Source organism: Sneathiella sp. D3-11 (assembly GCF_055809395.1).
This window is the reverse complement of the sequence record NZ_CM147911.1, coordinates 3,633,416-3,651,276: the sequence shown is the minus strand read 5'-3', so window position 1 is coordinate 3,651,276 and position 17,861 is coordinate 3,633,416. Positions and strand designations below refer to the sequence as shown.

Below are 17,861 nucleotides of genomic sequence, written 5' to 3'. Positions count from 1 at the left end.
TATATTGGATTTAATTCCTGTCAACTGGAAATATGTCAGAAACACTAAATAATCCTCCTGCCGTTGGTGCGACCGTAAATCGCCTGCGCAAAGAGAAGCAACTCACCCTCGATCAGCTTGCGGCGGTCTGCGGTGTGTCGAAGTCCATGGTCTCCCAGATCGAGCGGAACGAAACCAACCCGACCCTTGCCACCGTCTGGCGGTTAGCCGAAGCGTTGGGCGTCACCATCGATGATATTGTACGCGGCGATGACCCGACCCATAGCCTGACGGTTATACGCGGCGCGTCAATCCCCGTCCTTAACGACGCGAAGGGGCATTACAGTCTGAAAGTACTTGGCCCCGCCAGCCTTGTGAATGATATGGAATGGTATGACGTCGTTATCAAGCCCGGCGGCAAGATGACGTCAAGCGCCCATACCGCGCGAACAACGGAGCATTTGACGGTGTTTAGCGGGGAACTCACCGTGACAGCAGGAAATGAAGTCGAAAAGGTTAGCCCGGGTGAGACAGCTCGATACGCCGCCGATCAACCTCACGAAATCGCAAACATCGGTACAGAAGAAGCCCGCGCCCTTCTTGTTGTGTTGATGGGAAAGCAGATATAATCAGAGGATCAGGATCGCCCGGAAGTCGTTGACGTTTGTTCTGGTCGGTCCGGTCTTGATAAGATCGCCAAGGGCATCAAACAGGCAATAGCTGTCATGTCGGGCGAGATATTCCTTCGCGTTTAGCCCAGCTTCACTTGCGCGCTTCAAGGTATCGGGTGTGATGATTGCGCCGGCGTTATCCTCCGTCCCGTCAATCCCGTCCGTATCACAGGCAAGCGCATAGACGCCGCCAAGGCCGTTCAGATGAAGTGCGAGGGCGAGCAGGAACTCACAATTGCGACCGCCGCGCCCGGTATCGCCGTCGTTTGCCTTTACCGTTACCGTCGTCTCCCCGCCTGAAATCAGTACACAGGGCTTTGCCGCAGGCTGGTCATGCAGCTTGACTTGACGGGCGATGGCGACCATGACAGAGGCAACATCCCGCGCCTCCCCTCGATACTGTCGCCGAGAATAACCGGCGTGATCCCGTTTGACCCGGCAAGGGCAGCGGCAGCCCGCAGGGACGCCTGCGGTGTGGCAATCATGATCGACTGCGCGTTTGCGAAGGCCGGATGATCCGGTTCCGGCGTTTTGGAGGCCGGGCTGTTGAGATAGGCGTCGATGGAGGGCGGAATATCGATGTTGTATTTTTCAAGAACCGCCCGCGCATCCGCGGAGGTTGTCGCATCCGGCACCGTCGGGCCGGAGGCGATCACTGCCGGATCATCGCCCGGGACATCAGAGATCATCAAGGTGACGACCTTCGCCGGATAGGCCGCAACGGCCAGCCGTCCGCCCTTGATGGCGGAAAGATGCTTGCGCAGGGTATTCATCTCGGTAATATTCGCACCGGAGGCCAGCAGCGCCTTGGTGACGGCTTTCTTTTCCTCCAGCGTGATCCCGTCCCCGGGTTTGGCAAGCAAAGATGAGCCGCCACCCGAAATCAGGCAGAGCACCAGATCATCTTCAGTGAGACCCTCCAGCGAACGGAGAATATCATTCGCGGCCTCAGCCCCCTCTTTATCAGGGACCGGATGCCCCGCCTCTACCACTTTGATTTTCTTTAAGGGCAAGCCATGCTCATATCGGGTGATGACGAGACCTTCAAGCGGGCCCTTCCAGTTCTCCTCCACCGCCTGCGCCATGGAGGCCGCGGCCTTGCCCGCGCCGATAACGACCGTGCGGCCCTTCGGCAACGGAGGTAAATGCTGGAAAAGGGTCTCGCGCGGATCTGCGGCAGCAGTCGCCGCTGCGAAAAGGTCCGTTAAAAATAGTCGCGCATCCTGAACCATCTTTTCCCCATCCGTTGAATAGTCTGATTTCTAACGGAAATCACGGGCAGATGGCCAGCGGTATTTCAGCCGGGCTCTAAAATATCGTCAGGGTGACGCTGTCCCGGACGTTCTGGCAATCCATCGGTAATTTCGTAATAATCACCGGCGAATTCGGTAAAGATATGCATCGCTGTCCTGAGGCCCGTCGGTTCATCGAGGGAGCCCGGCGCAACGCCCATATTGCCACCGGACTTGTATGTCCAGAAAATGCTGGAGCCGCATTTATTGCAAAATCCGCGTTTGGCTTCTTCCGATGATTCATACCAGGTCAATGTGTCGTCATTGATGAAGACAAGATTTTCCGGGAGCGTCACCGTAAAGCCGTTGAAATAACCCGCTGTCTGCCGACATTGCTTGCAATGACAGACGACAACGGGGCGAAGCGGCTGATAAATTTCGAAACGGATGCCGCCACAGAGGCAACCACCCGTCGCGTGACGCTTCTTTTCATCATTATCACTCATGCCGCCGCCCCCCATCTTCAGACGGCGACAACCTCGACCCGGCAATCATTGAAGCAAGCCCCCTCGGAGAGGTCCGCCTTGAATGTCGGAGCAAGAGCCGAAACCGTCTGGTCATTTGTCGTTGTTTTGAACCAGGACCCTTTCGGAGAATAGAGCACGCCGGGACGGACATTGTCACTTATTTTAAGCGGCAGAAAGACTTCGCCAAGGTCATTATATACCTTAACCTGAATACCATCGCTGAACCCGCGCTGTTTGGCATCTATCGGATGCATTTCCAGCTCCGGCACATCATCGTTCGCCTTCACGCCGCCAAAGGTGGAAGTAACCATCTTGTTCGACGATGGCGTGACAAGAGACAGCGGGAAATTAGCCTCAACCGGATGGTAGGTCGGTATTTCTTCGCCAAACGCCTCCTTCAAATACCCCGATTTAAGCTCAACCTTGCCACTGGGTGTGCCCGGCATGGCATTCTGAAACAGGATAGTGTCTTCCCCATTCCTTTCCATGGAGAGTGCGGTACCAACTGGAATTTCACTGGGTTTGTAACCTTTCAGCCGCGGATCATTATTGTCGATGGCATCATCAATCAGTTCTTTGTCCGTCGCCTTGAAAATATCCTCATTAAAACCGAACCGCGCGGCGAGACGACGAAAAATTTCCGTATTGGGAAGCGATTCCCCAACCGGGTCAATCACCGGCTCTGCCCGCTGCAGATAGGGCTGACCATAGGCGCCAAAAATATCGTCATGCTCAAAATGAGTAGCGGCGGGCAGAATGATATCGCAATATTTCGTGCTGTCGGTCATGGCGACATCGCACCCAACGGTGAAGATATCCTCCCGCGAGAGACCCTTCTTCGTCACATTCTGGTCCGGCGAGACAACCACCGGATTGTGGTTATAGATAAAGATACCCTTCAACGGGATATCCAGATCATCCTCCACCAGATGCCGCCCAATATCGATGATATTAAGCGTGCGGGTTCCTTCCGGGATCAGGTCCGGCCGTTGCAGCTTGGCCAAGGTTTTCGGAAACAGATTTCCGGAGCCGCCAACAAGGCCACCACCCGCAACACCGAATTTGCCCGCAAGTGCAGGCAGCGCGAAAATCGCCCGAATGCCATTACCCCCGTTGCGGTTTCGCTCAATCCCGTTGCCAACTGAAATCGATGCCGGAGCCGTTTCCTTATAGAGCTGCGCAAAGGCCTTTATGTCTTCAACCGAAACACCACAAAGTTCCGCCGATTGTTCGATTGTGTATTTACGCGCTTCCGCCATGAACTCTTCGGCCCCTTCGACATGCTCGTCGATAAAGGTTTGATCAAAGCCACCGATGCGTTCCAATTCCACCGCGATGGCCCATGCGAGGATCAGGTCCATGCCCGGCCTCACGGGCAGGTACATATCCGCCTGTTCCGCGATCTTGATCCGTTTTGGATCGATCACGACAAGTTTGGCTCCCTCCGCCTTTGCCTTTTTGATGATCGGCGCGAGGTGCAGATTGCAATAGGTGACGTTGTTACCCCAAACGACAATCAACTTCGATTTCGCGCATTGCTCAGGCTGCATTGCCGTCGCCGCGCCGAAGGTTCCTTTGAATGCCTCGGATTTCACGCCGCCGCACATAGCGCGCCGGAAAAGGATTGATGCCCCCAAGCGATGGAAAAAACGCAAATCCATCGATCCCATCGCCAATATGCCATGCGGCCCGGCGTAGTTATAGGGAATGATCGCCTGCGGTCCGTGTTCTTCAATTATTTTGGAGAAATTTTCATAAATCGTATCGAGGGCTTCTTCCCAGGAAATTCTCTCGAACGCCTCCCCGCCTTTTGGACCGACACGCTTCATCGGGTAGGTCAGTCGGTTCTTGCCATGCACAAATTCCGGGTAATAGCGCGCAACTTTGTTGCAGACGACACCATTTGTGAGCGGATTAGCGGTTGAGCCCCGCACCTTCGCGACCTTACCCTCTTCCACTGTCACGGAAAGACTGCAGGTATCGGGACAATCAAGCGGGCAAACACTGGCAAGTTCAAGAGACATGGCTTTATCCTCATCGCAATAATCGCAAAATTTCAGTTATTCTAACATGACGCAAAATTGGTCTTTTAAAAAGATCCAATTCATCCGAACAAAGGGAGCCAATATACAGCTGCCCTCGCGCGCATATATATAAGAAAGGATGACGCTCCTCACTGAACCGGCTATAGTTTTTAAAACCATTGAGGGGAATTGCGATGACGATTAAACCGACAATCGGCGTGGCGGGCTGCGGGGAAATGGGTCTGCCAATGGCGAAGAACCTGCTGCAATCTGGTTTTAACGTTTGTGGCTATGACTTACGTCCAGCGGAGGAGTTTGGCAATTTTGCCGACCGTATGCTGGAAACCGCCCGGGCTCTCGCGGCAAAATGCCCGGTTGTTATCTCTGTCGTCCGTGACTGGCCACAAACGGAAGAGCTATGTTTTGGACCTGATGGCCTTTTCGCCGGTGTTTCCTACCCTGAAACCCTGATCATCAGTTCCACTCTTTCGCCGAAAATAATCACGAACTTGCGTAAAGCCGTCCCCGCCGGAACCCAACTTATCGATGCGCCAATGTCCGGCGCGCCGTTCCGTGCAGAGGAAGGCACCCTCACCTTTATGCTCGGCGGGGAGCCGGATGTGATCTCAACAGCAATGCCCGTCTTTAATGCCATGGGGAACGAAATCAACTATCTTGGGCCACTGGGCCAGGGCATGATGTGCAAGGTGCTGAACAATATGCTGGCGGCAAGTTCCGTCGTTGCCGTGCGGGAGATACTCAATGCCGCCGACGCCCTCGGTTTCCCGCGGGACCGCTTGCTGGAGGTGGCGAGCAGTAGTTCCGGCGGAACCTGGTTCGGCGATAACCTGGATAAAATTTCCTGGGCGAAGGAAGGATATTCGATGATCAACACCATCGGCATTCTCGAAAAAGACGTCAACGCTCTGATCGATACCACGGCCGACTTCCCGGAACTCAGGATCAATGAATTCGCGAGAAGCGTAATTGCGGAGCTGCGCAACCTCCCCGAAGAGTGAGGCACAGCAAGCAACATATAAAACGGGAGGGAAAAATATTTGATTATATCGTCGTCGGTGGAGGCTCCGGCGGGGCCGTGGTGGCAAGCCGCCTCACTGAAGATCCGAAAATACAGGTCTGCCTGCTGGAGGCCGGCGGACCTGATAAAAGCATTCTGATTCATGCCCCGATCGGTATTGCCGCAATGCTGCCCCGCAAGTTTAATAATTGGGCATATCAAACCGTGCCACAACCGGGCCTTAAGGGACGCAAGGGATATCAACCGCGCGGGAAAACCCTTGGCGGCTCCAGCTCCATCAATGCCATGCTCTATGTGCGCGGACATCCCAACGATTATGATGACTGGGCGGCTATGGGTAATTCAGGCTGGGCGTTTAACGACGTGCTTCCCTATTTCAAAAAGGCGGAGAATAACGAGCGTGGCCCGGATGATTTTCATGGGACGGGTGGCCCGCTGAATGTCGCGGAGTTAAGGTCCAATATGCCGATCGGTGATGTCTTCATGGATGCTGCAATGCAGGTCCAGATGCCGACAACACAGGATTTTAACGGTGAGACACAAGAAGGTCTCGGCGCCTATCAGGTCACCCAGAAAAATGGCGAGCGATGGAGCGCGGCAAAAGGCTATCTAACACCTAACCTTAATCGCCCCAACTTACATATTATTACCCATGCCCGTGCGAGCAAGATTTTGATGGAAGGAAAAAAAGCCGTCGGGATTGCCTATATCAAGGATGGCAAGGCGGTTGAAATCAGGGCGGAAAAGGAGATTATCCTCGCGGGCGGCGCCTTCGCCACGCCTCAGCTCCTGCTCCTTTCCGGAATTGGTCCGGCGGAGGAAATTAAAAAGCACAGGGTCGAGGTTGTGCATAAATTGCCGGGCGTTGGACGAAATCTTCAAGATCATATTGACTATGTCGTGTCCCATAAATCCTCCTCCCGTGAAACGCTGGGGATATCATTTAGCACCGTAGTGAACCTGACCCGTGGGATTTTTGAATGGCGAAAAAAACGGACGGGCATTATTTCCTCCCCCTTGGCGGAGCGTGGCGGCTTCCTTAAAACCGACCCCAACCTAGCCCGTCCGGATATTCAGCTTCACTTCGTGATCGGTATTGTCGATGATCACGCACGAAAAATGCATCTCGGCTATGGCTATAGCTGCCATGTCTGCGTGCTCCGGCCCAAAAGCCGGGGGCATGTCGGGCTCAACAACGATGATCCGCTCGAAGCGCCTTTGATCGATCCTAACTTCCTATCTGAACGGGAGGATGTGGAAACATTGATCAAGGGCGTGAAGATGACGCAAAAGATTTTAGACGCGCCCGCGTTCGATCCCTATCGAGGCCGACCGCTCTATCCCGTCGATATGGCCTCTGATGATGCCATTGAGGATGCCGTTCGGAGCCGTGCCGATACAGTCTATCATCCTGTGGGAACTTGCAAGATGGGCACCGATCCCATGGCCGTTGTTGATCCGGAATTGAAGGTTCATGGCGTTGACGGCTTGCGCATTGCCGATGCGTCTATTATGCCAACTGTCATAGGTGGCAATACCAACGCGCCGACAATCATGATCGGTGAGAAAGCCGCTGATATGATCCGGGCAGCGAGATAGGCTGCCTCCATGCTGATATCGTCACAGGAGAAAGCCTTATGTTCATCCAACTCGTTGTCGGGACAACCTTGATTATCTTATGCGTGGTCAATCATGCAATCTGTCTCGAACTACTACTCCGTCGACTGAAAAACATTGGCCCAAAATGGGATCGACGTCTGCCGGTCTATGGCCATATCGTGATTATGATTGTCGTGGTGCTCGGCCTGTTCGCGGCACACACCATCGAAGCCTGGCTCTGGGGTTTTTTCTATTATTTCAGCGGGGAACTCAGTGGCTTGAGCGAAGCGATTTACTTTTCCACCGTGACCTATACGACTCTTGGCTACGGCGATGTCGTACTCAGTCATAAATGGAACCTTACCTCCTCACTTCAGGCGGTGAGCGGCATTATCCTCTTCGGCTGGAGTACGGCCTTCCTTGTCAATGCCCGCCACTTCTTCTGGAAGAAATACGGCATGGACCATTATCAAGGATAAAAACCGCCCCGGCATGGCGGGACGGTTTTTGCAGGATCAGTCTTCCTTGATCAAATGCACATCGCGTTGCGGATACGGAATGGAAATACCTTCCTTATCGAATGCCTGCTTGAACGCTTTGGTGAGTGCGAATTTAAGCGGAAAGTAATTGGCGTTATCGCACCAGACCCGCACGGTGAAGTTCACTGAGCTATCCGCGAGTTCCACAATCTCGATCAACGGTGCCGGATCCTTGAGGGACCGTTCATCCGCCTCGATCAGCTTGAGCATGACACTCTGTGCTTTATCGATATCATCCTCATAGGCAATACCCATAACCAGATCCATCCGCCGTGTGGGGTGGAAGCTGAAGTTGCGGATTGCGCTTCCCCAGACCGAGCCGTTAGGAATGATGACCTGGATATTATCCGGCGTCGCCAATTCCGTCGTGAACAAGCTGACAGCCTTAACCGTCCCGCCATGGCCCGCAACCTCGACATATTGTCCCACCTTCATCGGGCGGAAGATAAGCAGCATGACGCCACCCGCGACATTACTGAGCGTGCCCTGCAACGCGAGGCCAATGGCGAGGCCCGCCGCACCCAGAACCGCGATCAGGCTGGCCGTCTGAACGCCAAACTGCGCGAGAACCAGAAGCAGGGTGATCGCCAGTATGGCAAAGCGTGTCAGGCTGCCAAGGAAGCCACTCACCGTCGGATCAATACCGCGCTTGTTCATGATCTTTGTTAAAATGACCGGCACTCGCCGCGAGACGATATAGCCGATCAGCAAGATGACCAACGCGCCAATCACGTCGAGGCCGTATTGCGTGATAATAAGGACGACTTCGTCCATTATCTCTTGTAAATCCATAACTACCCCTTTTTGCTGCACGGCAGCTTACTTTAGCATTCGTGCTTAATAGTACGGGACTGTAAACGCCAAAGAAAGGCGGAAATCAAGGGTTTTCTCTAATTCAGGACAATTAACCATAAGGCCCATAATTTCTTGACATTTAATGCAAGTCTGCGCATATGTGCAGTGCACAATGCTTTTTTGCATTTGGCATCGTGGTGCTAATGGCCCAAAGCCGTTAAATCCAATCATCAGGTATATGAACAGTATTTCCACAGCGTTTGATCGCTGCTGACAGTCAGATCTTCCTCAAGATGATCGACGCCAAGGTCAAAGGAGAAACGGTTCTCACCTTTTTTGGCCTTGTTATGTTGCCCTGCACCGAGTGGCAACGATGGATAGTTATTTTTTGAGGATTTAAGTTATATGACCGAGTTTACCGAGCTCAACCTTGTTGGGCCGCTATTGCGTGCAATTGACAAACAGGGGTTTACCGAACCAACGCAAATTCAGAAGCGCACCATTCCGGCGCTAATGGACGGGCTCGACCTGATGGGCATTGCCGAAACAGGAGGAGGCAAGACGGCCGCCTTTGTGCTCCCGCTCCTGCAGCGGTTGCAGCATGACCGCCGCAAGCCAAAACCGAACCGTCCGACAGCCGTCATTCTTGCGCCCACACGGGAACTTGCCAACCAGATCGGGCTCTGCATCCGTGTCTTTACGCGCGGCATGAAGCTGTTCCACACAGTCGTCTATGGCGGCGCGCCTTACGGTCCGCAGTTGCAGCAGCTTTCCCGCGGTGTCGATATCATGGTGGCAACACCTGGCCGGATGATGGACCATATGAAGCGCGGCACTGTCCAGCTTGATAATGTCGAAACGCTTATTCTGGACGAAGCCGACCGCATGCTGGACATGGGCTTTATAGAGGATGTGACCTTTATCGCCGACAAACTGCCGGAAGAGCATCAGACCGTGATGTTTTCCGCCACCATGAGCGCGGCCATCAAGCGGCTTTCTGAAAAACTCCTGACAAATCCGGAGTATGTTGAAATTCAGCGCAAGACGGCCGTTGCCGAAACCATCGATCATTCGGTCCTGATGGTGCGCGGCCATGACAAGAAAGAACTGCTGATGCATCTCCTTGGTGTTGGCGATAAAGATCGGGTTCTTGTCTTTGTTCGCACCAAGGCGACCTGCGATACCCTCGCCCGGGAAATCGAAGAACAGGTTGAAGGCATCAAGGCATCTGCCATTCATGGTGATATGCAGCAGCGCGCACGCGAACGCACGCTTCGTTCCTTCAAGAACGGTCGTTTTTCAGTTCTGGTGGCAACAGACGTTGCCGCGCGTGGGATTGACGTCAATGGTATTACCCATGTCATCAACTATGACCTGCCGATGGAAGCGGAGAACTATGTTCACCGTGTCGGACGGACGGGTCGCGCCGGCGCGAGCGGCATCGCGATTTCAATCTGTGAGCCGCGTGAACGCAACCTGCTGAGAAACATAGAACAAACCATCAAGCAAAAGGTACGTATCGATGAAGATCATCCCTTCCCCGCACCAACGGCCAAACCCGATCAGAAAAAGCATCGTTCGCGGCGAAATGGACCTCCTTCGGGTGCCAAGCGTGACGCATTACCATCGGGCGATGTTAAGCCATTTCGCAAACGTCCGAAGAAGACCGTCAGCAAGAATAAAGGCAAACCGGGATTTAAGTCTGGCAAACCCGCACACCCGACTGCAGATGCGCCGCATAAACGTTCAAATGCTCGCCAGCAGAAATTTAAGCGCGCTGGCTGATAATCCGTGGCAGTAAAATTGAAAAAGGCCGGTTTTTACCGGCCTTTTTTTATGCGTGGGATGCGCCGTAATAGAGGCCAACGGTATGCCGTGCCTCCGCGAAGAAGAGCCAGCGTTCTGTTACCAAGCCAATCGCCGCAGAAAGAATAGCAAGGGTCAGTAAAACTCCCGTTCCAACAGTCCCGAAGAAAAGACTGATTAATATCAATAAAATGGGAGCAACAAAGCCTGCCAATAAAGTGATCAGACGGAGTTTCGCGGAATGCTTCCGGGCGATTTTAAAGCCCATCTCCTTCATGAGATAGTTTGCCTCCGTATGCGGCGCCTCGAACAGTTTCACGGCACCAAACTCACCCAGCCCCGTTGCACTCTCGGGCGTCGATATACTCTTGCTGCTATCGAGGAAACGCCAATAGGTAATCTTCCACGCAAAAGCGATCCCGAGGACCAGCAAGGTGGCAAGCTGCAGAGACGTTTCTGTAGTCCCCCAGAGTGCCAGCAGGACATTCAACAGCAGCAGCCCGCTCATCAGGGCGAGCAGTAAATAGCCCGCCGGGACATAGTTGTTCGACCAGGCGTGAATAGGTTTCAAGCTGGCATATATCATCGCTGTGCAATAAACCGTCACGATACAGAAAATCACACCGAGAATGCCGAACAGCCCCATAATTCCCTGCATCATGTCCGGGAAAAAGAGTTGATGAAGCGCATATAGCCCCGTCGGAATAAAGGTCAGGATTGCCATCACCCCTTCTCGACTGAGCCAGGAAGAACGCCACTGTGTCAATGCGCGCCATGCCCGCTCCGGATGGCCGAGGTGAAAGGTCGAAGAAAGAAGTCCGCCCGTGATCAACACATAGCTAACCGCATAGCCGATAAAAGCCAGCCAGAAATGAGCGGGAACAACGCCGAGGACATTCCCCGCTATCAGGAGCGCGAGCAGCCCATACCCTGCGCCGGATGCTGTTGTGAAGAAAATTACCGATTTTGCCGGATGCATTTTGGCCTCTATTACGCGGAAAGAAACTTGTCGACCCAACGGGCGATGACACCCGCCGAACTATCGGCAACCGGGGCAAGCTCTGGTGGCGGCCCGTCGTTCCCCAGTTTTTTCGGCCTGGGCGGCAAGTATTTATTGGTGGGCTTGCATTCCTGCTCGGGCATTAAGTCGTAACCGCTACGCTTCGCGACGAGTTTACTCACGTCCGAGTCGGGATCACCGAGATCACCGAAGGAACGCGCGCCTGCCGGACAAGTAGAGACACAGGCAGGCACGCGAGATTCTTCGGGCAAGTTCGGGTTATAAATTTTATCGACACAGAGTGTGCATTTCTTCATCACCCCCGCATCCTCGTCATACTCCCGTGCGCCATAGGGGCAGGCCCAGGAACAGAGCTTGCAGCCAATGCAATGATCCGCATTGACGAGCACGATGCCGTCTTCCTCCCGCTTATAGGACGCGCCGGTCGGACAGACGGTCACGCAGGGCGCATCCTCGCAATGCAGGCAGCTTTTTGGGAAATGGACCGTACGCCCGCCCGTTTCCTCATTCTCCACCTCAAAACTGTGGATACGGTTGAACCAAACGCCTGTTGGATCCGCACCATAAGGATCTATGTCTGTAAGGGGCGCTGAATGCCCACCGGTATTCCATTCCTTGCAATTAACCGCGCAGGCATGACAACCAACGCAAATATCGAGATCGATCACAAGGCCGAGCTTTTTCTTAGGTGGTGTTGTCGGAAGGGATGTCATTCTGTTTCCTCCGCCTTGGCGGGTGCATCGTCAATCTGGTTGCCGTGGCCGGGCTTAATACCGCTGCCCTGTCCGGCGTTTTCCGTCCGGTTTCCAATCCAATCCTTCATCGGCACCGGGTCTAGGTTACTCTCTGCCCCTTTGAGGTCCGCGCCATAACGTAAAAGCTCCGTCGGTTCGGGAGTCCGGCACTGCCTTGCGCCTCGAACATTGGTTCTGTCTCCCCAAAATCGGCTTCGTCGCATTTCTCAATACTAACCCGCAAGTCGTACCATGCCGCCTGTCCTGTCACCGGATCGGAGTTTGAATAACGATAGCCGTCTTCGCGCGGGGGCAATAATTCGGATATAATATGGTTCAGCAAAAAGCCTTTTGTGGCCTCCGGGGCATCCTCTTTAAGGTTCCATGCCCCTTTGCGCTTCCCGATAGCGTTCCAGGTCCAAACCGTATGCGGATTAACGCCGCGCATCAGCTTCGCCTGTGCCTTCACCTTACCAAAGGGAGAGCTTACCCAGAGCCAGTCGTCATCGGTAATGCCTTTCGCTGCCGCTGTATCGGCATGTATGAACAACGGGTTACGTGCCGTTATCTGACGAAGCCAGGCGTTCTGGCTACCCCAACTATGATACATATGCATAGGCCGTTGGGTCACCGCGTGAAGGGGAAACCCTCCCCTTTATCTTCATCAGCAAAAGGCGCATACCAAAGCGGCAAAGGATCAAAGAATGTCGATACGCGTTCACGCAAATGATCTGGCGGTTGCCGATCGCCGAAGCCCTGCGCTGCGAGACGGAATTTCTGCATGGTTTCAGAATAAACCTCCATCACCACAGGACTTGGCATGGCGAGCCAACCCATATGGACGGCTTCCTCCAGATAGGATTTATTGGCGAACTTGTAATAGGACTGCTCCGGCGTAAATTTTTTCTCCCAGAAACAACCATTCTCGATATAGGCATCAAGCTGTGCGCTGTTCGCAGCGCCGCGCCCCTGCCCCGATCCATCTTCTCCGCGCCAGCCCGCCAGGAGCCCAACATCGGGTGTGCGCTCATGATTGACGATATAATCAGAGTAACCACCGGGAAATTGCGCGGCCCCATCCTCAGCGACAAAGCCAGGAAGCCCCAACCGAACCCCAAGATCAAGCATCACATCCTGAAACGGTCGGACATCCCGATCGAGCGCAATAATGGGTTGGCGAATTGCATCCGCCGCGCCATGGGCACTGGAAATAGGCCGATCGAGCAGAGAAATGCAGTCCCACCGTTCAAGATAGGTGGTGTCCGGCAGTATCAAATCAGCAAATGCCACGGTTTCCGAATGATAGGCATCGGAATAAATGATTTTTGGAATTTTGTAGCTGCCATCCGGCTTTTTATCTGTGAGATAGCGAATGGTGTCCGGCACGTTCATCGTGCTGTTCCAGCCCATATTCGACATATACATGAACAGGACATCGATTTCCTGCGGGTCCCCGGCCCAGGCATTATGAATGACGCTATGCATCAAACCATGAGCGGATAGCGGAAATTCCCAGCTATAGGCCTTATCAATCCGTTTTGGGTTACCCGCCTCATCAACCAGCAAATCTTCCGGCCCTTTTGGAAAGCCAAGCGGCATACCGTCCAAGGGAGTGTTCGCAGCTGTTTCCTGTCCTGCCGGAAAAGGCCCCGGCGGACAGGGTTTCGGGAAAGGCGGCTTATGACGGAACCCGCCCGGAACATCGATTGTGCCAATTATCATCTGCAATAGATGAATGGCGCGGCAGGTATGAAAGCCGTTTGAATGGGCCGAAATACCGCGCATGGCATGCATCGAAACCGGCCGACCTGTCATTGATTTTTGTGGCCGTCCGGCCCAGTCCGTCCAGGGGATATCGAGAGTAATTTCCTGCTCAAACGCAACGTCTGCTATCTCTGCTGCAATCCGGCGGATGGTGGCGGCTTTTATACCAACACGTTCCGCGACAGCCTCCGGCGCATATGCGTCATCGAGATAGCGTTCCGCCATCAATTGAAACGCCGGGACTGCTTTTTTGCCAGAGGGAAGAGTATAAGATCCAACCAGTACAGGATCGGCCTTCCGGTCGCTGTGCGGCAATAGCTTCCCTTCTGATGTGGCAATCAGGGTAGTCCCCGTCGCGTTTCTTGCAAAAAGCCCGTCTTCCGCGTCACCTTCTGCCTGAATAACCAGCCAGGACGCATTGGTATAGCGTTTCAAATAGTCCCAATCGATTTTTTCCGCACGGAGCAGTTCATGAATAATCGCCATGACAAAGAGACCATCGGTGCCGGGCGTAATTCCGATCCACTCATCAGCAATGGCGGAATAACCGCTGCGAACCGGATTGATGGAGACAAACTTCGCTTCTTCACGCGTTTTGAGCCGACCAAGCCCCATCTTGATCGGGTTGGAGTCATGATCCTCCGCCACGCCGAACATCATGAAATATTTGGTGTGATCCCAGTCCGGCTCCCCAAACTCCCAAAAAGAACCACCAATAGAGTAAAGCCCCGCAGCAGCCATATTCACCGAGCAAAACCCGCCATGGGCGGCAAAATTCCGGGTACCGTACTGCTTCGCCCACCAGCCGGTGAAGCTTTGTGATTGATCACGGCCGGTAAAAAAGGCAAGTTTTGACGGATCATCCGCGCGCACGTCCTTCAACCATTCGGTTGCAAGGTCAAGTGCCTCTTCCCATTCGATTTCCTTGAACTTTCCTTCGCCCCGCTCGCCCACGCGCAGGAGCGGCTTTTGAAGTTTTGCCGGGGAATTTTGCTGCATAATCCCGGCGGACCCTTTAGCGCAGAGGACCCCCTTATTCACCGGATGATCAGGATTCCCCTCAATATAGCGGATCTGATTATCTTTGAGATGCACTTTTATCCCGCAACGGCAGGCGCACATATAGCAGGTTGTGTATTTAACTTCGTCCGAGACAATGGGCGAAGTGTCCGCGCGCTCATCGCGCAGAACGATACCTTCTGTCATTTAAAATAGCTCCCCAGCTACTTGAGAACGGCGCAAGGCCGGAAGTACTCACCTTATCGTTACCCGATTTGGCGGGGGGCTGTCGATAGCGAATATAAAATAACCTATTCTCTTTTGTCGGGTTTACTCGCCGCGAAAGCTCTTTAAATTTTCACGGAGTAGACTACGCCCCTGTTGTACCCGCTTACGCACGTTATCGTTTGAGATACCGAGTTTACGGGCAATGTCATCATACTCCTCCCCCTGAACCAACCTGAGAACGACCGGCGACTTCAATCGATCAGGTAGGGCTTCAATCGCAGCGCGCAGTCGACGGCTAAGTTCGGCATTCAACAGGTTTCCTTCCGGGGTCAGCTGAAAGGTATCAAGGGCGGACATATCGATAACATTGATTTCCTTCACCTTCTCATGAAGATTCCGTACGCGCTTATTGGCCCGATGCTTGTCGATACAGATATTATGCAGAAGACGCGCGAACCAGGCTCGCTCATTACTGATCTGCGCTGCATGGGCAGCATATTTCTCATAAGCGCGAATTGTGGCGTCACTGAACGCATCTTCTGCATCCGCCGGGCTAACGTTCATCCAGACCATACTGAGTTTTATTAAATACTCCTTATGGGAGTGCCATGCCACCCAAAACTCATCGGGAACATCTTTCTTACTTACTGCTGGAGCCGATAAATTCACCGCTGCGTCTTGATCTGATTTATCCGACTCTGAAATTTCAGTTTTCAGGGTCGCAATGGAAAGATTGACGGGATAAGAGATCGTGGATTGGGAAATGGATAGCGGGCTGACATGGTCGGGTTTAGGTGTACGTTCTTGCCGGAGCGGATTCACAATGACCCCCTAGAAGATTTGAATATGTGGAAAACAAAAATGACTAAAGGATGACTTTTCGATTGCGCCACCCGCTTACAGTCTCTTCATTTAGGGGCAAAATTTCACTTTTAAAGTGTATTTTATTTTATAATATATTTTATACGTGTGTATGAAATCAATAAATATGTAGTATTAATTTCTATAAAATCATACATAAATATTTTTTAATTTATTCATAATTGAATTATATTAATAAATATCTATTTTTAAATTATATAATTTTATTTACTTATGGAAATATAATAATGGCAAGCTCACAAACTGACGATCAAATTAAAAATTCTATAATATCTACTAACGAAATATTGATAGGCAGCTCAACATCAAAGTCAATGGCAACTATGTATTTAAACTTAGCACATGCAGCGGGAATAGCCTCTCAAAATGCGGTGACCAATCAGCAGCATCTCAATATTCTGGGAACTGCCGCTGTCGCCGCGGGGACAAGTGGTCTTCTTCGTACCGGCATGGCGGACCAAGTCGAGAGAATGACGCCAGTAGAGCGTCTCGACTATCTGCAGAAACTCATGTCCCTCACCATCAACCCGGGCGCAGAAGCCCCAACAGCTGGTACCAGTGATAATTCCGCGCAGTCCGCCACATCGAATGATAGCAGCAGCGCAGCAGCGACGCCCGATGCAACTGCGAATTCAGACGATACGACAGTGGAAGAAACAACACCCACTAAAACAGGCGAATAATTTTTCTACAACTTTTAATATACATTCTAATTCATTTTATTTACGCATATTGGATATTTATTATGGCTTCTCCTCCCTCCTCTGGCAGCGATAGCGCTCCGTCAACCTCACCCACAAAAATCGAAGACTCCGCTCAGTTCGCAATGGGTCTGCTTTATCAGTTTGCGGCTCATTCCTCCGGTCTCGCGCTTGAGAATGCAACTGCCAACTCAAACCTGATGAACAGTGTCACAATTTCCGGAGCCGCCGCTCTCGCCGCTCTAAAAAATGCGGAAGCTGTTTCCATATCCGCGCAGAAGGCGACGATTGGCGAATCCTATAACGCGCAAACGGCCGCTATTACTCAGGCACTAAATGCACAAACCCAGGCAGCGGTGACAAGCTTGAACGCAGTAACTAGTGCAGGCGGAACCGCGCTCGCTGCGCAAACAAGCCAGGAAATTGCCGGAATTACCGCCGACGCGGTGGCAGCAACTGCCGCTGCTATGGACCAGATTGTGAAACAAATGGGCGGATGACCCGAAAGCCCCTGACGAGACGGAGGATACGCCTCCGCCTTGCAGGTTCCTTTTATTGAATTTTGCGACCAATTGCTTAGGCAGGTATATCCCGCAACGTCATGAAGTACTAATCCGCGTAATATTTAAAAAGTCGGGCTTTCCTGACCCTCTCCCCGCTCAAACAGGACTTCCCTATATCATTGTGATAACAGCGGAAAAACCTCAGAATACCGGGAAATAGGAGCCATGATTACCAAATAAAACCTGTCGCCCGCGCCACCCGGCTTTCCGATGACGCAATCAAATCTAGATAATTTGACACAATTCACATGAGAGTTTTCTCACATTTGAGAAGAAAATCTCATGCCTGCGTCACATTTTCTCAATTGCCAACGTCTTCCTCCCATGAATGAGGAAACAGTCCACCGATTGACCATGACAGGAATAAAAGAGGATTAATCAATGGCAAACGACACCCCGGTCAACAGCCAAATTACCGATGCCGTGACCCAATCCAATCTAACAGTGGTCGGTGGCGCCCCGGCCCAGTCAATGGGAACCGTCTACCAGATGATGGCGCAATCCGTCGGTGTGTCCATGCAAAACGCGGTGTCGAACCAGCAAAACATGAACACTATCGACAACGCCATCGTCACCCAGGGGATCGCCATGCTGTACAGCATGGATGACTCTCTCGAGGCGAGAGCCTCCGAAGAGATCCTTTCGGGGAATGTAAACGCAGAAATAGTCTCCGCGCTTCAGGCTATCATTGTTGAATTAAAGAAAGCGCAAAGTGAGCAAAAGTCACAAACTTAACAAGCCACTAAACAGGATTTTTA

General features: G+C 52.6%; 16 protein-coding genes and 1 pseudogene. 8 read left to right on the top strand and 9 right to left on the bottom strand.

Going from position 1 to position 17,861, the window contains the following annotated elements:
* The first annotated feature begins 32 nt into the window (after positions 1-32).
* A complete protein-coding gene (locus AC0L73_RS18400; RefSeq protein ID WP_473654526.1) occupies positions 33-608 on the top strand; it encodes a helix-turn-helix domain-containing protein in 576 nt (191 codons plus the stop codon).
* Here AC0L73_RS18400 and AC0L73_RS18395 read toward each other — a convergent pair.
* The 3 genes and pseudogenes from AC0L73_RS18395 to AC0L73_RS18385 all read right to left on the bottom strand — a co-directional run bounded on the left by AC0L73_RS18395 (position 609) and on the right by AC0L73_RS18385 (position 4,433).
* A pseudogene (locus tag AC0L73_RS18395) lies at positions 609-1,882 on the bottom strand (glycerate kinase type-2 family protein).
* A 65-nt stretch (positions 1,883-1,947) separates the two neighbouring features.
* Entirely contained in the window at positions 1,948-2,388 is a 441-nt protein-coding gene (locus AC0L73_RS18390; protein WP_227951886.1) for a GFA family protein, read from the bottom strand.
* 17 nt (positions 2,389-2,405) lie between these two features.
* Positions 2,406-4,433 (bottom strand): molybdopterin-dependent oxidoreductase, encoded by a 2,028-nt coding sequence (locus AC0L73_RS18385; protein ID WP_473654525.1) that lies wholly within the window; start codon positions 4,431-4,433, stop codon positions 2,406-2,408.
* 194 nt (positions 4,434-4,627) lie between these two features.
* Here AC0L73_RS18385 and AC0L73_RS18380 point away from each other — a divergent pair, with 194 nt between their 5' ends.
* From AC0L73_RS18380 to AC0L73_RS18370, 3 genes are read left to right on the top strand one after another with little or no spacing between them, the layout of a single operon-like run.
* Positions 4,628-5,452: an NAD(P)-dependent oxidoreductase gene (locus tag AC0L73_RS18380; protein ID WP_473654524.1), complete on the top strand. Its 825-nt coding sequence runs from the start codon at positions 4,628-4,630 to the stop codon at positions 5,450-5,452.
* 35 nt (positions 5,453-5,487) lie between these two features.
* Positions 5,488-7,071 (top strand): GMC family oxidoreductase, encoded by a 1,584-nt coding sequence (locus AC0L73_RS18375; RefSeq protein ID WP_473655471.1) that lies wholly within the window; start codon positions 5,488-5,490, stop codon positions 7,069-7,071.
* Between the two features lie 38 nt (positions 7,072-7,109).
* Positions 7,110-7,550 carry a potassium channel family protein gene (locus AC0L73_RS18370; RefSeq protein ID WP_227951882.1) on the top strand — a complete coding sequence of 147 codons (441 nt, stop codon included), beginning with the start codon at positions 7,110-7,112 and terminating at the stop codon, positions 7,548-7,550.
* Positions 7,551-7,586: 36 nt separating this feature from the next.
* Here AC0L73_RS18370 and AC0L73_RS18365 read toward each other — a convergent pair whose 3' ends face one another.
* The gene (locus tag AC0L73_RS18365; protein ID WP_227951881.1) at positions 7,587-8,402 is read right to left on the bottom strand and encodes a mechanosensitive ion channel family protein; all 816 of its coding nucleotides are present in this window, start codon (positions 8,400-8,402) and stop codon (positions 7,587-7,589) included.
* A 408-nt stretch (positions 8,403-8,810) separates the two neighbouring features.
* Here AC0L73_RS18365 and AC0L73_RS18360 point away from each other — a divergent pair, with 408 nt between their 5' ends.
* Positions 8,811-10,190 (top strand): DEAD/DEAH box helicase, encoded by a 1,380-nt coding sequence (locus AC0L73_RS18360; RefSeq protein WP_227951880.1) that lies wholly within the window; start codon positions 8,811-8,813, stop codon positions 10,188-10,190.
* Positions 10,191-10,239: 49 nt separating this feature from the next.
* On the opposite strand, the gene AC0L73_RS18355 is transcribed toward AC0L73_RS18360, so the two are convergent.
* The 5 genes from AC0L73_RS18355 to AC0L73_RS18335 all read right to left on the bottom strand — a co-directional run bounded on the left by AC0L73_RS18355 (position 10,240) and on the right by AC0L73_RS18335 (position 15,779).
* Positions 10,240-11,190, bottom strand: coding sequence for a dimethyl sulfoxide reductase anchor subunit family protein (locus tag AC0L73_RS18355; RefSeq protein ID WP_473654523.1), 951 nt, complete (start codon positions 11,188-11,190; stop codon positions 10,240-10,242).
* Positions 11,191-11,201: 11 nt separating this feature from the next.
* Positions 11,202-11,945, bottom strand: coding sequence for a 4Fe-4S dicluster domain-containing protein (locus AC0L73_RS18350; RefSeq protein WP_321576143.1), 744 nt, complete (start codon positions 11,943-11,945; stop codon positions 11,202-11,204).
* Between the two features lie 121 nt (positions 11,946-12,066).
* Positions 12,067-12,576, bottom strand: a complete 510-nt coding sequence (locus tag AC0L73_RS18345) for a molybdopterin dinucleotide binding domain-containing protein (protein ID WP_473654522.1) — start codon at positions 12,574-12,576, stop codon at positions 12,067-12,069.
* 17 nt (positions 12,577-12,593) lie between these two features.
* A complete protein-coding gene (locus AC0L73_RS18340; protein ID WP_473654521.1) occupies positions 12,594-14,936 on the bottom strand; it encodes a molybdopterin-dependent oxidoreductase in 2,343 nt (780 codons plus the stop codon).
* A gap of 123 nt (positions 14,937-15,059) precedes the next feature.
* Complete coding sequence (locus AC0L73_RS18335; RefSeq protein WP_473654520.1) at positions 15,060-15,779, bottom strand: RNA polymerase sigma factor; 720 nt, start codon at positions 15,777-15,779, stop codon at positions 15,060-15,062.
* Positions 15,780-16,066: 287 nt separating this feature from the next.
* Between AC0L73_RS18335 and AC0L73_RS18330 the strand changes: the two genes are divergently transcribed.
* From AC0L73_RS18330 to AC0L73_RS18320, 3 genes are all read left to right on the top strand, one after another.
* Positions 16,067-16,522: a RebB family R body protein gene (locus AC0L73_RS18330; RefSeq protein WP_227951876.1), complete on the top strand. Its 456-nt coding sequence runs from the start codon at positions 16,067-16,069 to the stop codon at positions 16,520-16,522.
* A 62-nt stretch (positions 16,523-16,584) separates the two neighbouring features.
* The gene (locus AC0L73_RS18325; RefSeq protein ID WP_473654519.1) at positions 16,585-17,040 is read left to right on the top strand and encodes a hypothetical protein; all 456 of its coding nucleotides are present in this window, start codon (positions 16,585-16,587) and stop codon (positions 17,038-17,040) included.
* Between the two features lie 444 nt (positions 17,041-17,484).
* On the top strand, positions 17,485-17,838 hold the full coding sequence (locus AC0L73_RS18320; protein ID WP_227951874.1) for a RebB family R body protein: 354 nt from the start codon (positions 17,485-17,487) through the stop codon (positions 17,836-17,838).
* The last annotated feature ends 23 nt before the right edge of the window (positions 17,839-17,861 follow it).